Annotated in this window: 13 protein-coding genes and 1 rRNA gene; 5 read left to right on the top strand and 9 right to left on the bottom strand. The window is 43.9% G+C overall.

The annotated features are described in order from the left end of the window. A 16S ribosomal RNA gene (locus HP548_RS04405) occupies positions 1-65 on the bottom strand; the annotation flags it as partial. Between the two features lie 1,014 nt (positions 66-1,079). Between HP548_RS04405 and HP548_RS04400 the strand changes: the two genes are divergently transcribed. After that, a complete protein-coding gene (locus tag HP548_RS04400) occupies positions 1,080-2,843 on the top strand; it encodes a methyl-accepting chemotaxis protein (protein WP_409347644.1) in 1,764 nt (587 codons plus the stop codon). Between the two features lie 313 nt (positions 2,844-3,156). On the opposite strand, the gene HP548_RS04395 is transcribed toward HP548_RS04400, so the two are convergent. Continuing rightward, complete coding sequence (locus HP548_RS04395) at positions 3,157-4,236, bottom strand: hypothetical protein (protein WP_175381006.1); 1,080 nt, start codon at positions 4,234-4,236, stop codon at positions 3,157-3,159. Between the two features lie 187 nt (positions 4,237-4,423). Beyond that, positions 4,424-4,591 carry a DUF3934 family protein gene (locus HP548_RS04390; RefSeq protein ID WP_064506465.1) on the bottom strand — a complete coding sequence of 56 codons (168 nt, stop codon included), beginning with the start codon at positions 4,589-4,591 and terminating at the stop codon, positions 4,424-4,426. A gap of 311 nt (positions 4,592-4,902) precedes the next feature. Here HP548_RS04390 and licT point away from each other — a divergent pair, with 311 nt between their 5' ends. From licT to HP548_RS04375, 3 genes are all read left to right on the top strand, one after another. Further along, positions 4,903-5,763, top strand: coding sequence for a BglG family transcription antiterminator LicT (licT, locus tag HP548_RS04385; RefSeq protein ID WP_076291678.1), 861 nt, complete (start codon positions 4,903-4,905; stop codon positions 5,761-5,763). Between the two features lie 184 nt (positions 5,764-5,947). After that, positions 5,948-7,846, top strand: coding sequence for a beta-glucoside-specific PTS transporter subunit IIABC (locus tag HP548_RS04380; protein WP_175381005.1), 1,899 nt, complete (start codon positions 5,948-5,950; stop codon positions 7,844-7,846). A 42-nt stretch (positions 7,847-7,888) separates the two neighbouring features. Further along, positions 7,889-9,298 (top strand): glycoside hydrolase family 1 protein, encoded by a 1,410-nt coding sequence (locus HP548_RS04375; RefSeq protein WP_175381004.1) that lies wholly within the window; start codon positions 7,889-7,891, stop codon positions 9,296-9,298. 97 nt (positions 9,299-9,395) lie between these two features. On the opposite strand, the gene HP548_RS04370 is transcribed toward HP548_RS04375, so the two are convergent. From HP548_RS04370 to HP548_RS04350, 5 genes are all read right to left on the bottom strand, one after another. Beyond that, positions 9,396-10,616 (bottom strand): MFS transporter, encoded by a 1,221-nt coding sequence (locus HP548_RS04370; protein WP_076291675.1) that lies wholly within the window; start codon positions 10,614-10,616, stop codon positions 9,396-9,398. A 33-nt stretch (positions 10,617-10,649) separates the two neighbouring features. Continuing rightward, a complete protein-coding gene (locus HP548_RS04365) occupies positions 10,650-11,249 on the bottom strand; it encodes a TetR/AcrR family transcriptional regulator (RefSeq protein ID WP_076291693.1) in 600 nt (199 codons plus the stop codon). Positions 11,250-11,369: 120 nt separating this feature from the next. Further along, positions 11,370-12,512, bottom strand: a complete 1,143-nt coding sequence (locus tag HP548_RS04360) for a trypsin-like peptidase domain-containing protein (protein WP_175381003.1) — start codon at positions 12,510-12,512, stop codon at positions 11,370-11,372. 14 nt (positions 12,513-12,526) lie between these two features. Further along, on the bottom strand, positions 12,527-13,771 hold the full coding sequence (locus HP548_RS33890; RefSeq protein ID WP_175381002.1) for an FxLYD domain-containing protein: 1,245 nt from the start codon (positions 13,769-13,771) through the stop codon (positions 12,527-12,529). A gap of 163 nt (positions 13,772-13,934) precedes the next feature. Continuing rightward, on the bottom strand, positions 13,935-14,354 hold the full coding sequence (locus HP548_RS04350; protein ID WP_076291692.1) for a VOC family protein: 420 nt from the start codon (positions 14,352-14,354) through the stop codon (positions 13,935-13,937). Positions 14,355-14,627: 273 nt separating this feature from the next. Between HP548_RS04350 and HP548_RS04345 the strand changes: the two genes are divergently transcribed. Next, entirely contained in the window at positions 14,628-15,383 is a 756-nt protein-coding gene (locus tag HP548_RS04345) for a class I SAM-dependent methyltransferase (RefSeq protein ID WP_175381001.1), read from the top strand. Positions 15,384-15,487: 104 nt separating this feature from the next. Here the strand turns inward: HP548_RS04345 and pbp4 are convergent, their stop codons facing one another. After that, positions 15,488-17,572, bottom strand: coding sequence for a penicillin-binding protein PBP4(5) (gene pbp4 / locus HP548_RS04340; protein WP_175381000.1), 2,085 nt, complete (start codon positions 17,570-17,572; stop codon positions 15,488-15,490). Positions 17,573-17,617: the final 45 nt, after the last annotated feature.

The raw sequence follows: 17,617 nt of genomic DNA, 5'->3' as shown, positions 1-17,617 counted from the left end.
TCGACTTGCATGTATTAGGCATGCCGCCAGCGTTCGTCCTGAGCCAGGATCAAACTCTCCAATAAAGTATTGAAAAGAGCGATAAGCTCATTTTGAAACTGACGAGATTAAAAATCTCATTTATTTTGCTTCGAAATCATAAAGTCCGAAGACGTATACCGATTTCTCAGCGTCGACCTTGCAAGCAAGATCGTTACTCACTCGTTGTTCAGTTTTCAAAGATCAAACTTGTTTCATCGCTGTGTGTTGTTCACCGCAGCAACTCTTATATAATATCATGTCCGAACCAACTTTGCAAGCATTTTTTTAAGTTTCTTTCGAAGCTTATTTCACTTGCTTGCCGCACCGTGTTTCTCGTGTTTTCTTGGCCGGATTAATAATATATCATATTCTAATACTAATTACAACCCATATTATTAAATTATTTTTATTCACTACATTGGGTTGATCTACTCTCCTATTATAAATGCACTTCAGGAGTTGTTAAGCCAACGGAATCTACAGAACCGCTCTTTGAGTTTTATGGGACAGCCTCTATTGGTTGTCATCCTAACGCCTAAGCGAACAGTTTGTTTCGTAGTGCCGAGAAAACTTCTCTTCATTAATGTCATTACTCATAAAGCTAGCTTCGTCTATTTACTGCTGCTTTCATTATTGTAATAGGATATTGTTCAGTGATCTTTCCGATATTCGTAAAGCCTCGTTTAGAGTCATTTTTGCGTATTAATGTATTTCATATATGCGCATATCTTAATTTCAACAGAAATCCCTCTTTCCTTTATGTATATACATGTTAGGCACAATTCACTTCTTAAAATGAAGGGGTCTTATTCTTTGGGGCATTTAATTTCCACAATCTTTAATGAAATTCCCCTTATGAATTTGCGCATTTTTTAATAATGAACACAATAATGAAAGAAATGAGGGAAATTCTGAAAACCTTGGTACTAAAGCATCATTTTCATTCAAAAACTAACATTAGTCTAACCCTATTACGATATATCACATGGATACAAAGCACCATACGTAGAGCGAACACGCATCCAGATGGTCACAATTAGAAAAAGGAGTGAACTATGTTGTTAAATAAGATAAGGTGGAGTACTCTTCCCTTCTTTGCTAAAAATCTCGTTATTTCATTCGGCAGCATTATGTTGATTGGGGTTATTCTGATTACTGCGGGATATCAACTGCAAAAGAATATTTTGAGTCAACAATTGTACGAGCAGGCTGAAGTTACAACACAGAAATGGTTTGAAGATCTGGATACAGACAAAGTACTTGAAGCAGTACAAGAGAAAAGTTATTCTGGACCTGTTCAGAAAGAATTAAGAGATTACCTGGATTCCATCCACGAGCTATATCCTAATATTGCACAAGCCTATATCTTCGGCACTGAACTGAAGGAAGGAAATCAAACGTCCATCATTGCGATTCCTACTAATTTGTTGGGGCCTTTTGAAGAAAGCAATATGGCAGCAGGTTCAATGTATCCATTACCACAGAAAAACGTTATAGCTCTTGAAGGTATGAAAAACGACGAGGAACCTGCATTAAGCAGCTTTTATACGGACGAATACGGTACTTGGACTACGATTATGTACCCTATTAAAAATGCCGAAGGAAAAATGTACGCCGCACTTTACTTCGACGTTGATGCAAACGCAGTTCCAAAAGGACTTCATAAGCTGATTACATACAGTAGTATTTTCCTTATCGGTTTCCTGATCCTGTTTATGGTACTGCAGTATATCCTATTGAAGAAAACACTTAAGCCAATCCGGGACCTTATGAAGGGGATTGAGACTGCAAGCGCAGGCAATCTGGATGTAACCATTCAAACCGGACGGGATGATCTGGGCATTATCAATGAAAAATTCAATACGATGATTCAGCGATTCAATGACACGATGTTCAAAGTCCAAACGACATCCTATCACCTCTCTGACTCATCCAAGAAATTATTAGATATTTCCGAGAAAAATAATGATAATATCCAGATGATCAGCAGCAATATCCGGGACATCTCTCACGGCCTTCGCTCCCAGGATCAGGCCAGCGTGGAAAGTGCCCGAGCAATGACAGAAATGTCTACTGTTGTGCAGACGATTGCCAGCAGTTCTGCAGATGTAGCGGATGAGGCATTAAGCATGGAACAACGTTCCAATACAGGTCATGAGATTATGCAACAAGTGGTTGAGCAGATGAGACTCATCTCTGGTGCGGTGAAGCACACGTCGGAATCGATACAGTCTCTGGAAAGCCGCTCCAACGAAATTAGCAGCATCGTAAATATGATTACACAAATTGCAGACCAGACTAATTTGCTCGCCCTGAATGCTTCCATTGAGGCGGCTCGTGTAGGTGAGGAAGGAAAAGGGTTTGCGGTTGTCGCAGGGGAAGTCCGCAAGCTCGCTGAACAGTCCCAGGATTCTGCCAAACAAATCCGTACCTTAATTGATGGCATTCAGCGCGATATCCTTCAATCTTCCGAAGCCATGCAGCTTGGCTCCCAAGAAGTGGAGAAGGGATCTCAGGTCACTATGGAGACGGGGCAATTCTTTGAAGATATTCTGACAGCTACGAACAAAGTCGCTAACCAAATTCAGGATATCTCCAGCTCCACCGAAGAAATATCCGCCAGCACACAGGAAATGTCCGCTACTGCGGATGAGTTGTCTGCGAGCGTCAGCAAAGCAGCACATAGCAGCAAACAGATTGAGCAATCCATTGCCGAACAGGAATCATCCATGGCTTCCATTGTTGCAGCCTCTGATGAACTCTCGGCTGTATCGGGCCAATTGCAAGAACTGATCTCCTTCTTTAAAGTAAGGGCCAACTAGAGCTGAATACCAAGTAAACAATAAGAACGTTAATAACAAAAAACCAAGATGCTTGAGGGTACCTCTGCGTCTTGGTTTTTTTGTTATTCGTTTAATATGATGCGCTTGCGATAAAATAAAAAGAGACCATCCCTGTATTCAGGTCAGGTCAGTTCCCTTCTCTACTCTATCTCGTGCCCATTTAAACGGACTTGTCACTTGAAGTTTCGGAGTCATCTTCTTTCATTCAAGCTGCTATATAATAGACTGTATTACAGATTTAAGAGATCTTATCCAGATATCGGGTGGGCAGATCTCTTATACCTTTATAACTTCACCTTTTATTTTCCTTGTAGGTACTTGTATATCTCTGATACTCATTCTTTACCCGATCATATCGACCCTCACCCGTATAGAACACGATCTCTACAAAATGATCCTGAGCTTCTAAAATGGTGTGTAGCTGGACAATCTTACGTTTATTTACTACTTGGTACCCTTCCATCTGAATCCCCTTCAAACCATTGATTTCAACAGACGTGCGTTCTGGAACGAGAATGGAGTTCTCTGGATCAGCATACGTTTCAGCGACATAACGTCCATACTCCTCTAACGTTAGATCGGAATCAGATTCTTCCTTTGGTTCGAGATATATCGACATGTAATCATTGTTTGCCTGGAGAGAGATATCCAGATCTGAACCCCGTAATTCAAAATCTTGAACTTCCCAATTAGATGGAGTACGGATCTGGAATTGAGAATATTTTCCCTGATGCGATGTAAGATCCGTCGATGAAAGGACAAGGTCTGATGGTTCATCATTCAATATCCGAAATTGTTGAGACATTTTTTCGAAAAATTCCCGGTCTGCTAACGTAAATTCATACATCGATGTATATGTAATGATATAAAAATGGTGGTTACTTTCTAGGTATGCTGTAATGTACCCGAATTGATTCCTCTCATAACTGGTTCTTCCTTCTTTTACGTAAGCCTCCTTTTTATCAATAGTTAGATTGCTGGTTCTGATGATCTCATCTTTCTTTCTCTTTGGGCCTTGTGTGGATTCAATATTTTTCTTGTGGATTGCCATGTAATCAGTCAATGACGTATCCGGTAAGTAGTCTGCCCGGTTCACTCGGTCGATTCGGATGGACTTCGTTCGATCCACTGTCGCTAACTTCAATAGTGATGGATTAGTAAGTTCTGTTGAAACCTTCCAATCCGAAGAGAGGGTTATCTCCACTTCCTTGTTCTTAGAAAACATTGTTACAGGTGTTTCATTAACCGTCTTTTCCGAAGAAATGGATTTGGAGACCGCAGGAGTATTGGGAATACCAGACGAAGAACTGCACGCAGTAAGCGTTACAACCATAAACAGATTAATTGTGAGTATCATTCTTTTATTGGACAATGACAAATCTCCTTTGTTCTAGGTAGTATGTCGACACTACACAGGGGTAATTTACCATTTATATCGGCAATTTGGATATCACTTATTAGGCTCTGTTAAGCATAATTTTTTTAACGCATCAAGCCCAAAAAAAAGAGAGCTGCCCTGTTTCAGGTCAGATCTCTTCTCCAACTTATCTTGTGCCCACTTACTGGGACTTGTCACTTGGCGTTTCGGCATCGGTTTTATTCTTTGTACCTTTACTTTTATAAGGCTTCGGGGCACTTTTCGCCCGGTTAGCGGCGGCTTGCCAACGATTCCAGCCCTTTTTGCCAGTACCACGGCCGGTGCCACCTTTTCCTTTTGCTTTGCTCATGTTATCACTCCAATAATCCTGTATATGCTTAAAAATGACCGTCCTCGGTAACTTATTATGCAACCCAGCCCATCTTCTTCACTTCCAGCTTTCTTATTATAACAAAAATTGACGTCTTTACGTTCATTTCCATAAATCATTGTATTGTTATTCTGTTATGAAAGCGGTATAGTGGACATAATTGAAAGAGGAAGCTGTGTCTTCTTCGGGATTGTTACTGGTAAGCAGGCGATACCCAAACAAAAGGCTGTCTAATAAGCCTTTGTTTGGGTTTTTTGTTATTATTACGAGCTATTGAGGTGAACACATACATGATCATCCGACAGATTTTCAACAACAACGTCATTCGCGCCGAGAATCAGGTAGGCCAAGAGTTTGTTGTCATCGGCAACGGTCTGGGCTTCAAGAAGAAGAATGGACAGCCCGTGGATGAGGATAAAATCGAGAAAACCTTTGTGCTGAAATCGGATAAAATACCGCAAAAATTGATTGACCTGATCGGTGAAACATCGGTTGAATATTTAAAATTGGCTGACGAAATTGTAGGCTATGCCAAAAAGGAAATGGGCGATATTTTTAGTGATAATATCTATATATCATTGATCGATCATATTCAGTTTGCCATTACCCGGTACCGTAAATCCGTCGGGCTGAAGAATTCCCTTTTATGGCAAATCAAGAAATTTTACAAAAAGGAATTTTGGATTGGCATGAATGCCGTGAATCTGATTCAGGAACAATTCGGCATCCAAATGGATGAGCATGAGGCCAGCTTTATTGCCATGCACTTTGTCAACGCCCGGCAAGATGGTCAGGGTATGAAACAAACGGTTGAAATTACCGAGGTTATTGATGATATTTTCAATATTGTCACCAATCATTACCACATTGCCCTGGATGAAAATTCATTTAATTATTCCCGGTTTATTACCCATCTGCAATACTTTGTACAAAGAATGCTGAGTAATGAACAAGAGCAATTTGCATCGGGTGATAACTTCCTGTATGAGCAGGTTAAAGACAAATATGCCAAGGCTTTTCAGTGTACACAATTGATTAATCAATACCTTGAAGAGAAGTTTGAAAGCGCCATGTCCATTGATGAAAAAGTGTATTTGACGATCCATATTCACCGTGTCACTTCACGTAACGAAATGCTGGACGCTGAATAAAAAAAGCTTGCAAACGATTTCGGCGTCATTTATAGTAGGTCTCACAACTTAACGACAAGGATTGTTACTGGTAAAGCAGGCGATACCTAAATGATTGGCAACGGGTCATTTTTCTGATGATCATAGCCATTCGTTTAGGTATTTTTTTGTTTTCAGGCAATCTTAACAACAAAGGAGAATGAACATGGATCATAAAAAAATGGGGGATGACATCGTTCGCCTCGTCGGCGGAGAAGCCAATATTAACGGGCTTGTCCACTGTGCAACCCGGCTGAGATTCGATCTGAAGGATTCGAAAAAGGCAGAACGAGAAACGCTCGAGAAACACGATGGTATCATTACCGTTGTCGAAAGCGGTGGACAGTTCCAGGTCGTCATTGGCAGCAATGTGGCTCATGTATATGCAGAGATCATGAAGAACAGAGATTTTGGAGGAGATTCTTCCTCATCCGCTGAGTCTACAGGAGAAAAAACCTCGGTATTATCCAAAGTCTTTGAAATTATATCCGGAAGTTTCTCACCGTTAATCCCGGCCATGGCAGGATCAGGTATGTTAAAAGCTTTGCTGACTGTCCTGACCATGCTTGGATGGATGTCTGATACAAGTGACACGTACCTGATTCTATCTGCTGCCGGCAACGCAGTCTTTTATTTCTTACCTATCTTCCTCGGTATCACACTTGGTATGAAACTGAAAGCCAATCCTTATGTAGCCGGGGTAATTGGTGCCGCCCTGATGGAACCGAACTTCACCGGACTGATGGATAAAGGCTCGGATGTATCGTTCCTCGGCATACCGGTTGTCATGATGAATTATTCAGCCAGCGTGTTCCCGATCTTCATATCGATCAGTATCTACGCTGTACTTGACAAACTACTGAAGAAAATCATTTTGAAAGATCTGCAATTGTTCCTGGTACCAATGATTGCACTGATGATTATGGTTCCTTTGTCCGCAATGGCCTTCGGACCATTTGGCACCACGGTAGGTGACTGGATTTCCTCCGGCGTAACTTGGCTTATTGGCGTCAGCGGTATTTTGTCAGGAATTGTACTGGGTGGATTCATGACCTTCATGGTTGTCTTCGGACTCCACTGGGGCTTCACACCAATCACGATTCAGAATATCGGGGTTGGCGGCGATCCAATTGAAGCTATGGCTGCTGCAGCCGTGTTTGCACAAATTGGTGTAGCATTTGGTATTTTCCTGAAAGCCAAAAAGAACAAAACCCTGAGAACCCTTGCAGGCTCCACCAGCCTCACCGGTTTACTTGCAGGTGTCACTGAACCGATCGTATACGGTCTGATCTTGCGTTATAAACGAGTGATTCCTATCGTTGTCATTGCAGGTGCGATCGGCGGTGCCATTAATGGTCACTTCGGCGTTAAAATGACTGCTTATGTGTTCCACAATATATTTGCCATTCCTGTCTATACACCAACGGTTGTATACGTGATTGCGATCGCCTGCTCCTTTGCTGTAGCAGCGGTATTGACCGTGATGTTCGGTTATGAAAGCAAAACGAAAGACACAGTTTCCGAGAAAAATGAATCTGTCTCCAGCACATCTGTTGAAAGTACGCCGGAAGAACTTCCTGTCGTACCTGAGGCAAAAACAACTGAAATCAAAAAGGAACAAATTTATAGTCCTCTTACAGGTAAAGCTGTAGCCTTAAGCACCATTAACGACCCTGCTTTCTCAACAGGTGCCATGGGCAAAGGATTGGCGATTGTTCCTGAGATTGGAGAAGTCATCGCTCCCGTGGATGGCGTTGTAACTTCACTCTTCCCAACTGGACATGCCATTGGATTAACGACCAACGCAGGTACCGAGATTTTGATTCACATTGGTATTAACACGGTGGCGCTGAAGGGAAAACATTTCAATCCTGTCGTTCAGGAAGGCGATATCGTTAGACAAGGCGATCTGTTGATCCAATTTGAAATCGATAAAATTAAAGAAGCCGGATACGAAACGGTGACTCCTGTCATTGTTACTCTTACCCAGCAGGAAGTGGATGTATTCGAAACGACTCAAGAGCATGTACAGAAAAACGATGTCCTGTTGACTTTGGTTGTCTAACTCAACTTATATCATGTGTATTCAATTTAGGAGGAACTAACAATGAAGCATACTCAACTTAAACCATTTCCTAAAGATTTCTTCTGGGGAGGTTCAACCTCTGCCTATCAAATTGAGGGAGCCTGGAATGAAGATGGCAAAGGCCCTTCTGTCATCGACATGGGCAATCATGTGGATGGCGTAACCGACTTCAAGGTAACCAGTGATCACTATCATATGTACAAAGAAGATGTGGCCCTTATGGCCGAAATGGGCTTCAAAGCCTACCGTTTCTCCATTGCATGGACTCGCATCTATCCGCAAGGCGCAGGTGAAGTAAATCCAAAAGGGCTGGCATTTTATGATTCCTTGATTGATGAGTTGATTAAATACGGCATTGAGCCCATCGTGACCATGTATCACTTTGATCTTCCTTATGCGCTTGAAGAAAAAGGGGGCTGGTCCAACCGCGCAACGATAGATGCCTTTGAACAATATGCCAAAACGCTTTATGAGAACTACGGTGACCGGGTCAAATATTGGCTGACCATCAACGAACAAAATATGTTGATCCTACATCCTGGCTCTCTGGGTACACTGGATACAACGCTTGTTGATCCGCAAAAAACACTGTATCAGCAAAATCACCACATGCTGGTCGCTCAAGCCAAAGCCATGGTCCTGTGTCATGAGATGCTGCCTGAAGCCAAAATCGGCCCGGCTCCCAATATCGGTGTAATCTATCCCGCTAGCTCCAAACCGGAAGATACGCTCGCTGCTGATAACTATGCTGCCATTCGCAACTGGCTCTATCTCGATATGGCGGTATATGGACGCTACAATCATATTGCCTGGAGTTATCTCGAAGAAAAAGGATATACCCCTGTCATTGAAGATGGAGACATGGATATCCTGGCTCAAGGAAACCCTGACTTTATTGCGTTCAACTACTATACTTCCCAAACCGTTGGTGAAAGTCTAAACGATGGTAATGACTTCTCCCATACAGGAGATCAGCACGAAATCGTAGGAGAACCGGGTGCATATAGAGGATCTGTGAATCCGAACCTGCAAAAAACGGAGTTTGGTTGGGAAATTGATCCGGTCGGCTTCCGCTCTACCCTTCGTCAGATTTACTCCCGTTATCATCTGCCATTGATCGTTACCGAGAATGGTCTGGGTGCATTTGATAAACTGGAGGAAGGCGACGTGGTCAACGACCCCTACCGCATCGAGTTTTTCAATAAACATATCGAACAGATTCAACTGGCTATTACAGACGGTGTAGATGTATTCGGCTTCTGCCCTTGGTCTGCGATTGACCTGGTCAGCACACATCAAGGATCAAGCAAACGTTATGGATTCATCTACGTGGATCGGGAAGAATTCGATATCAAGGAATTAAGACGTATCCGCAAACAGAGCTTCCACTGGTATCAAAAACTGATTGAAACCAATGGAGAAGTCCGTTAATACTGTAAATTAAAAAGCCAGTCGTTTACACATCGTTCATGTGTAGCCGACTGGCTTTTTGTGTTGGTTCACTCACGCATTCTTATTCAAATCAGGATTACATTTCTGCTTTGGCGTTGCCTGTGGAGTTAACTCCTCTTAACACCCGCAGAGATAATAGGAAACAGATTGCCAGAACAAAAGCTGCTGAAACGTAAGGATAGTTGATATTCACATCAAACAATGCTCCCGCTACAATGGGACCTGCGATATTGCCCAAACTTGTGTAGGCTGAGTTCAATCCGGCCACAAAGCCTTGCTGTTCTTCCGCCAGTTTGGACATCTGCGTACTGATTGCCGGACGCAATATATCCATACCTAGGAACACGATAAACGTTACGACAAGAATCATCCAGTAGGTGTTCACAAACAAGGTTAACAGTACAAATACGGCTACAAAAAGCAAACAGACCGAAATGACTTTTTTCTCACCAAACCGGTTTAACAGCCAGCCAATCAGTGAGACCTGCACCACGGCTCCCGCAATGGAACCAAACGTAATAATGAATGCAATGTCTTTTGTCGTGAAACCAAACTTGTGATCCACAAACAGTGAAAATACCGTCTCATAGTTCGCCAGACCAAATGCCATAACAAACACGATAATCAAGCTGAAAAAGTAAGGCTCCCGGTACGAATGCAGCAACTGGGAAACCATGCCCGGGCTTTTGACCTTCGGTGCACCCGCAACAGGTTTGGTTTGCTCTCCGGTAATTCTGGTCGATTCCGGCAAAATAATCAACGTAATGATAGATGCCAGCAAACCCGCAATACCTGCGGCATAGAAAGGAATCCGAATACCAAAGTCAGCGATATATCCGCCGATCCCCGGACCAATGATAAATCCTGTAGTAATTGCGGCATTAATTAATCCCATGCCTTTACCGCGTTCTTCTTCTGTCGTAATATCTGCGGTATAGGCCATTACTGCTGGGAAGATCATCGCTGCACCGATCCCTCCAAGCATCCGGGCTGCAAAGAGCAGCGATGGTGCATTCACAGCACCAAACATAAACTCCGATACAGCAAAGATTAACATCCCGCCAACAATAATTTTTTTACGTCCCAAGATGTCAGACCAACGGCCCGCAACTGGAGAAAATAGAAACTGAGTGAAGGAGAATGCTGCTACCAGCAAACCAACCGTGAACCCGGTGATATGCAGTAGATCCATGTACGCAGGCATAATAGGTACCACAAGACCTATACCTGTAAAAACGAGAAAAATATTAAACATTAACAGCAGCAATGCGCCCCTGTTCCGTGTAAGTAATGCCATGATTCCATCCTCCGTAGTTGTCAAAATGTTGCCTTAAGCTTTATCTTTTGCTATTCCATACAAGAATACGCTAGCCGCTTGGCGGTACAAGGCAAGAGCCTGTTCTGGCTCCATTCCGCGCGACAGCTGACTAAGTCCAATAATGGTACTTTCCAGAATGAGAGCAAGATTGTCAGCGTTGTCCGCATTGAACTCTCCGCTCTCTATCCCCTGTTCCACCAATTGTTTGTTAAATTGAATATGCCGCTCAAACATCAAAGCTATGCGTTCTTCAATATCATTTTCTTTCTTTTCCCCCGTAAAGAACTCATCTGCCGCCTTGGTTAGCGGGTGATTCATATCGTCGAGGATTAATTGTTCTGCCAAGCCGTAGATCTTTTCTGTAGACGTATTATACAGATGTTCCTTGGCCGCCCAATTTTCTTCCCATTCCCGATCCCACTCATCAATCAGATACAGAAAGAGGCCTTCCTTACTTTTAAAATGGTAATAGATATTGCCTTTGCTGCTGCCTGTCGCAGTCACAATATCTTCAATGGAAGTTGCTTTATACCCTTTTTGCACAAAAAGAGCTCTTGAGGCATCCGCAAGTTTCTTCTTGGTCTGCTCGGTTTGAATTTGCTTTTTATTCATACTCATACATTTCACTCCACCTCTTGCATACTGAACGTTCGTTCTGTATTTTAACAGAACCATCAAACTTAAGCAATCAAAAAGGAGAATCGGCTTGGCGCCCATTCTCCCTTCACATCTTTATTTCACTTTTTTCCCTTGGCCATGAAGTATTTTCAGTTGTCCATTTTCATAACCGACTTGATACGTAACTTTATATTTCGTGGTGACCAATTCACCATCTTTTCGTTCATCCGCTGTAATAACCGCAGTGACCTCTATTTCATCATTTGACTTATCCGAGGACGAAACTTCGGCGATGGTAACATAACTGGTGTTGATGTAACCTTCACGGAACTTGGCATAACTTATACCGCTCTGCCACTCACTGCCAAGCAAGGCATAGGCGGTAACATAGTCATTCAGATTCAGGTTCATATAAAATTCGGTCACCAGACCCTCCGCTTCCAAAGAAGCTGAGTCTGCTCCCTGACTGCCACTCGTCTGAACCGCCGTTTTAGATGATGGTTTCTCAGACCAGGCCTGGACCTGCTTCAATACGCTGGTGATAGGAATGCTGAACCCGATTCCGCCTTCCTGCTCCACAACGGCTGAATTAATGCCCAATACTTCACCGGTGTCCGCACTGATCAGTGGGCCACCACTATTGCCGTGTGTAATGGGCGCCGAGATTTGATACAGATTACTATAGATATACGGGGCAATTTCGAAGCTGCGACCAACACCGCTGATAATGCCTGTAGTTACGGTGTTCTCCAGACCTAGCGGACTGCCCAGAGCGAGAACCTCATCTCCCGTCTCCGCTTTGGATTTGGCGATAGGCAGCGGTTTAACTTTTTTCAGATCAGGCACCCTGACGACAGCAATATCCGTCTCTTCTCCAATCCCGATAACGGTTCCTCTATACTCCTCATGATTCAGGGTTCGAATCGTTACTTCTTTCGAGCCCTCCACCACGTGAGCATTGGTTACCACATCCCCCTGATCATTGTAGAGAAAACCGGAACCCAGTCCGCTGCTGCTCTCAATCGTAACCACTTTCTTCTGACTCTCTTCAATAATCTGTTTACGTGTTTTCTTCACGGTTGTCTGGGAGGACGGTTTAGACGCTCTAGTTGCCGTTTCCTTCGTAGTGACAACAGCCAGTCTTGGTCCATCCTGCAGTTGATCTGCTGAATACTGATGAATCCAGAACACCCCTCCTGCTCCTGCTCCAATAATGATTGCACTGGATATAATCGTACTCCATGTTCGTTTGGCCATTCCAACCTGTCCTCCTATTCCAGATACCACGTTGCGTTCACTACAGAAACTTCAGCTTCCTCGTACACACCGTAATAATACGTTTCAAAAAATCCCTGATCCCCTACATCCAGCCAGCTCGGGTACACATCCGCATAGGTTTGACCGAGATATGCCCCGTCTGAGCTGTAGATGTCCAACATAACCGTCACGGAAGAGATAGGCCGAGTGGCATTATTCATGATTGAGCCGCTAATATACAGGTCGCCATACATATCAAGCGTCGCTTCTACGTCTACAATGCTCACCGCTGCTGTGCGGTTTTTCAGGTCTTCTTCTGCTGCCTGTTGCTCAGCAAGTTGAATTCGTTCAGCTTCTGCTTTTTCAAAAGCCTTCTTCTCGCTCAGCACCCTTTCGCGATATGCTGTCAGTTTGTCATCCTCGGGCGCGTAGGACAGTCCCTGATCAACGGTTTGCAATGCAGCCGCAAAATCCTTTTTCTTCACTTGCTGTTCAGCTTGCTTATAGCTAAGTCCAGCCAGCTTGTCGATGATTTGTTTCTGAACCGCCTCTGCTTCCTTGCCTTTCAATTTTGATACAGTGTCCAATTTCTCAGCAAGTGCCTGTACGGTTGTCAAACTATCGATTTCTTTCTTCACCTTCAGGACAGCCAGTGTCACCTTGTTGTTGTTTAGAGTCGTACGCACCTTGGCAAAAACCGGTTCTTCTCGCTCTTTCAACACTTTTGCTACAGCCTGAAGTGTCTTGTCACCGGCAGCAAGTTTTCCCGTTTTCAAACTTGTCGCAGCTTCGTTCAGCTGATTCATCAGATTGAAGGCTTTGGCTGTAATTTGGCGATCCTCCACAAGTCCATCAACATTGGGCCGTTTCGCAAGAGCCGAATCCAGAAGTTGAAGCGCCTCTTGATATTTACCATCTAAGGCTGCCTGCTCCGCCTGTTGATGCAGTGATTTTACCTCCGCATTGATCCCCATCTCCTGCTTGTAATAATAAGTCAACAAGGCCCCCATCACCGCTGCCAGAAGCAGTGGAATAATCCAGCTAAATGCTCGGCCTTGTGCCGTATTGCTCTGCTTCGGTGCAGACTGCTGCTGTCTGGATAACTGATCTAGTGCTTTTCCTGTTCCACTTTCCAGACCAACTGCTGTTTCTGCCCAAATCTGTTCATCGGTAGAGCTTGAATCTTTTAATTTCGTTCTACACTTTCTACACGTGCTGTCCCCTGGATTGCTTTTGGTCCCACATACGTGACAATACACCCTGATCCCTCCATCAAAAAGAACGTATGTATACTATGCTATTTTTACATGAATCGACACTTATCATATAGTAAAAAGGTAAATTACACCATATGTTATTGGGATATATGAACGCAAAAAGTACCTCCCTGTTCATAGGAAGGCACTGATTAACTAATGTATTCTATTCTTGCGTAGGAAAGCTGCTTAGATCCATATAGGAAACTTCCCACAGATGATCATCCGGGTCCTGAAAACTCCACCCATACATAAACCCATGATCTTGAGGATCGTTATACGGTTTGCCGCCAGCATCCAGGGCAGCTTGTACAATCAGATCGACCTGTTCACGACTCTCCACCGACAAGGCTACGATGACTTCTGCCGTGTCCGCTGCATTGGATATTTTTTTCGAAATAAACGATTGAAAACGATCCTCCACCAGCAGCATCGCATAGATGTTGTCTCCAATGATCATGCAGGTTGCAGATTCGTCTGTAAAGTTCGCATTGAACTCAAACCCTACTTTGGTAAAAAAATCAACGGACCTCTTCAAATCCTTAACGGGCAAATTAACAAATATCTGCTTAGCGCGAACAGCCACCATCGATCACCTCAATCTAATAGAATGGATTTCACCTCAAAATAACATCTCGCGTATACGCTGTCAATTCAATATAATAACGATATTCCAGACTGTGAGGTGAAACGGATGTTATTCCGAATCGTTCGAAGTAATTAGTCGTCGGGCTGGGTCAAAACGCGTACCAGCTAACATGGGATACGTCTGCCCTTTTGAGCCTGTTCGGCATCTAATCGTAACGATTTGGCACAACATCTGTCTAGAATCAAGAACTCACATTGGAGGAATCATATAATGAAGAAAAAGATGGACTATACTACTTTTTACGAACGTATTGGGCGATTGAATGGCTGGGACTTCAGCTCCCTGAAAGTGACTTCAGAGGGAATCAAATGGAATTTCTACGAGGAAGTTATACGCTGCACCGAACCATCTGATCTATTGCTTGATATTGGTACAGGTGGTGGAGAAGCAGTTCTGTCCATCGCGGATGCCGCACTATTATTGGTTGGAATCGACCTTTCCCGGGGAATGATTGAGACTGCCCAGCGTAATCTCAAGGCATCTGGTTCCCATTCGAATGTCCGTTTTGTGCATATGAATGCAGAGCAACTGACATTTCCAGATCAATTCTTCAATGTAGTGTCCTCCAGACACTGCAACTTCTGCGCTACAGAGGTATTCAGGGTATTGGACGATGGCGGTGTATTCCTTACCCAACAAGTCAGTGAACATGATAAGTATAATGTAAAAAATGCCTTTGGCCGTGGTCAAGCCTCAGATGTTCAGCCTGGCACATTAATGGAACGATGCAAACGTGAGCTTCGCGAAGCGGGTTTTCGTGACATTGAGACACACGAATATAATGCAACAGAATATTACGCCACGCCTGATGATCTGCTTTTCCTGTTGACCCACGCACCGATCATTCCTGGTTTTGGAGAGAAGGAATCTGACTTCAAGCGTTTCCAACAGTTTGTTGAGCAAAATCGCTGCGATAAAGGGATTCGAACGAACTCGGCACGTTTTATGCTGACTGCTCAGAAATAAATCTTATAACATAAAGGCAAAATAAAGCCCATCCGCCATTTTAGTAACATGAATGGTGGATGGGCTCTTCAAATACTAAAGATACATCGTAAATCGCAATCCAATTACTGTATTACTCCCTTTTTCTCCAGGAAAGGCTTTAATTTATCCAAAACATAATGACTGCCGCCTCTACCGTTCACTTGCTCAATGACTGCGGCTATAAGGAAGGATGGTGATTCGGTATCGAACACCACGACAAATCCGTTCTCCTGTCCTTTTTCACCCTTCTTGGCCTTCAGCTCGGCAGTCCCTGTCTTGGCCGCCAGTCCTTCAGGGAGTGAGTTCAAGGAATGAGCCGTTCCTCCCGATCGGGTCACAACCTCGCTCAATGCATCCTTCACCGTATTTGCCACTTCAGGCGTAATCACAACTTCCGGTTCGACTGTTTCCTTTTCCTCTATCAGTACAGGCTTCACCATTTTTCCTTCATTAATAAAAGGGGTGAAGGAGGACGCCAGATGGATCGGCGACATCAACATTTCTCCCTGTCCATAGGACGTGTCAGCGAGCAGCACCTCGGATGATAGATCGAGATGAGCCTCGTTTGCATACTGACTTGGTTTCAGATACAGTTCATCCAGTCCAAAGTTGTCTCCAAAACCGAACTTCTGGATGCCATCTATGAACTTGGTGCTGCCCATCTCTACGGCTTCCTTCGCAAAATAAATATTGTCCGAGTAGACCAGCGCATCAACCATGTTCACCGGGGATACACTTTTCACACGTTTCACATAGTAACCGCCCCAGCTCTCATCCTTGCGCCATTGCAGACCAGAGATATCATGCGATTTGTCGGCTGTGGTAACCTTCTCCATCAGACCTGCTGCTGCCGTAATGGCTTTAAAGGTTGAACCTGGTGCATAACGATTCGTAAACCTATTGATAAAAGGTAGCTTCTCATCTGCTGAATAGGCATCCCACTCTGCCTGCGTCAGTCCTGTAACCATCTTGTTCGGATTATAGGCGGGCGCACTTGCCAGTGCCAGCAAATTACCATCCGTTGGGTTCATCAGCACCATTGCTCCGGCGTCACCGCCACTCGATAATGTCTTATACAACTTGCGCTGTTGCTCAGAGCTTATCGTCAGTTGAATATTCTCTCCATCCACTGCATCCTTGCGAATAAGCTCAGAGCGAGTGTTTCCAGATTCATCGGTGATCTCGATCAGGCCACCTCGTTCGCCGCGAAGCTGTTTCTCCAGTGATTGCTCCAGTCCGGCTTTGCCAATCCAATCTTCCGCACGATAATAGCCTTCCGTATCTTTCTCCAAATCTTCCTTGGTGGCCTTGCGCACATAACCGATTAGATGAGCAGCAGCCTCACCAAGAGGATAATATCGTATTTCCTTGGATTGAACTTGCACACCAGCTAGTGCTGTAGGCACCCGGGAGTCTTCTGTTGAAGCAATCGGGACAAAATATTCTGGCTTCACCCATTTCTGTGCAAGCGCGGTGTTAATCATAGCTTCTGTAACTTTGTAATGCTCCGCGATCCGGGCGATCATCGCCTCTGGATTTTCTCCCAACTTCTCAGGTATAATACCCCATTCATATATATTTCCTTTTGTTGCGAGGGGCAGCCCTTCACGATCAACAATGTCTCCACGTTCCGGGAAGAGGGTTCTCACCCGAACTTTGCTTCCCTTGACCATGTCAGTCAGAATCAGGGATGGCTTCCAGTTGATCCGCCAGACTTTGCCACCCTCCTCAAGCTCTTCACGCACCAGTTTCAGTGTATGTGTCTCATCCACTTCCCCCAGGAAAGTCGTTAACTGCAGACTGTAGTCCACTTCATAGGCATCCGGGTTTTCGTTTTTATTTTCATTACCCTTGCCATCCGTTGTCTCTTCGATTACTTTCGGTTTCAATTCTGCTTTAATCGCAGAAACCTCCATACCCGAATAGATTGCGTTGTATTTTTCCACAAATTGCTCACGGTTCATACCGGACTCTTTCAATGAAACAGGTGTCATCAAGGTATACAGTTGATCAAATTCTTTCTTTTGCAAATGCTCTATGTACTGATTAGCGGTTACCTCAGGCTTTACTTCCTCTGTTTTGCTATTCTGCATGTATAAGTACATTCCGATTCCACCGGCAAATAAGATGGGAAGCAGTCCATAAATAATTTTACGTTTCGATTTCATCATATCACCTCTAATATACACTATAGATTTCCAGCCTCAATTAAA

It is taken from the genome of Paenibacillus taichungensis (assembly GCF_013359905.1).
Taxonomy (GTDB): Bacteria; Bacillota; Bacilli; order Paenibacillales; family Paenibacillaceae; genus Paenibacillus; species Paenibacillus taichungensis.
This window is presented reverse-complemented; position numbering and strand designations above follow the sequence as displayed.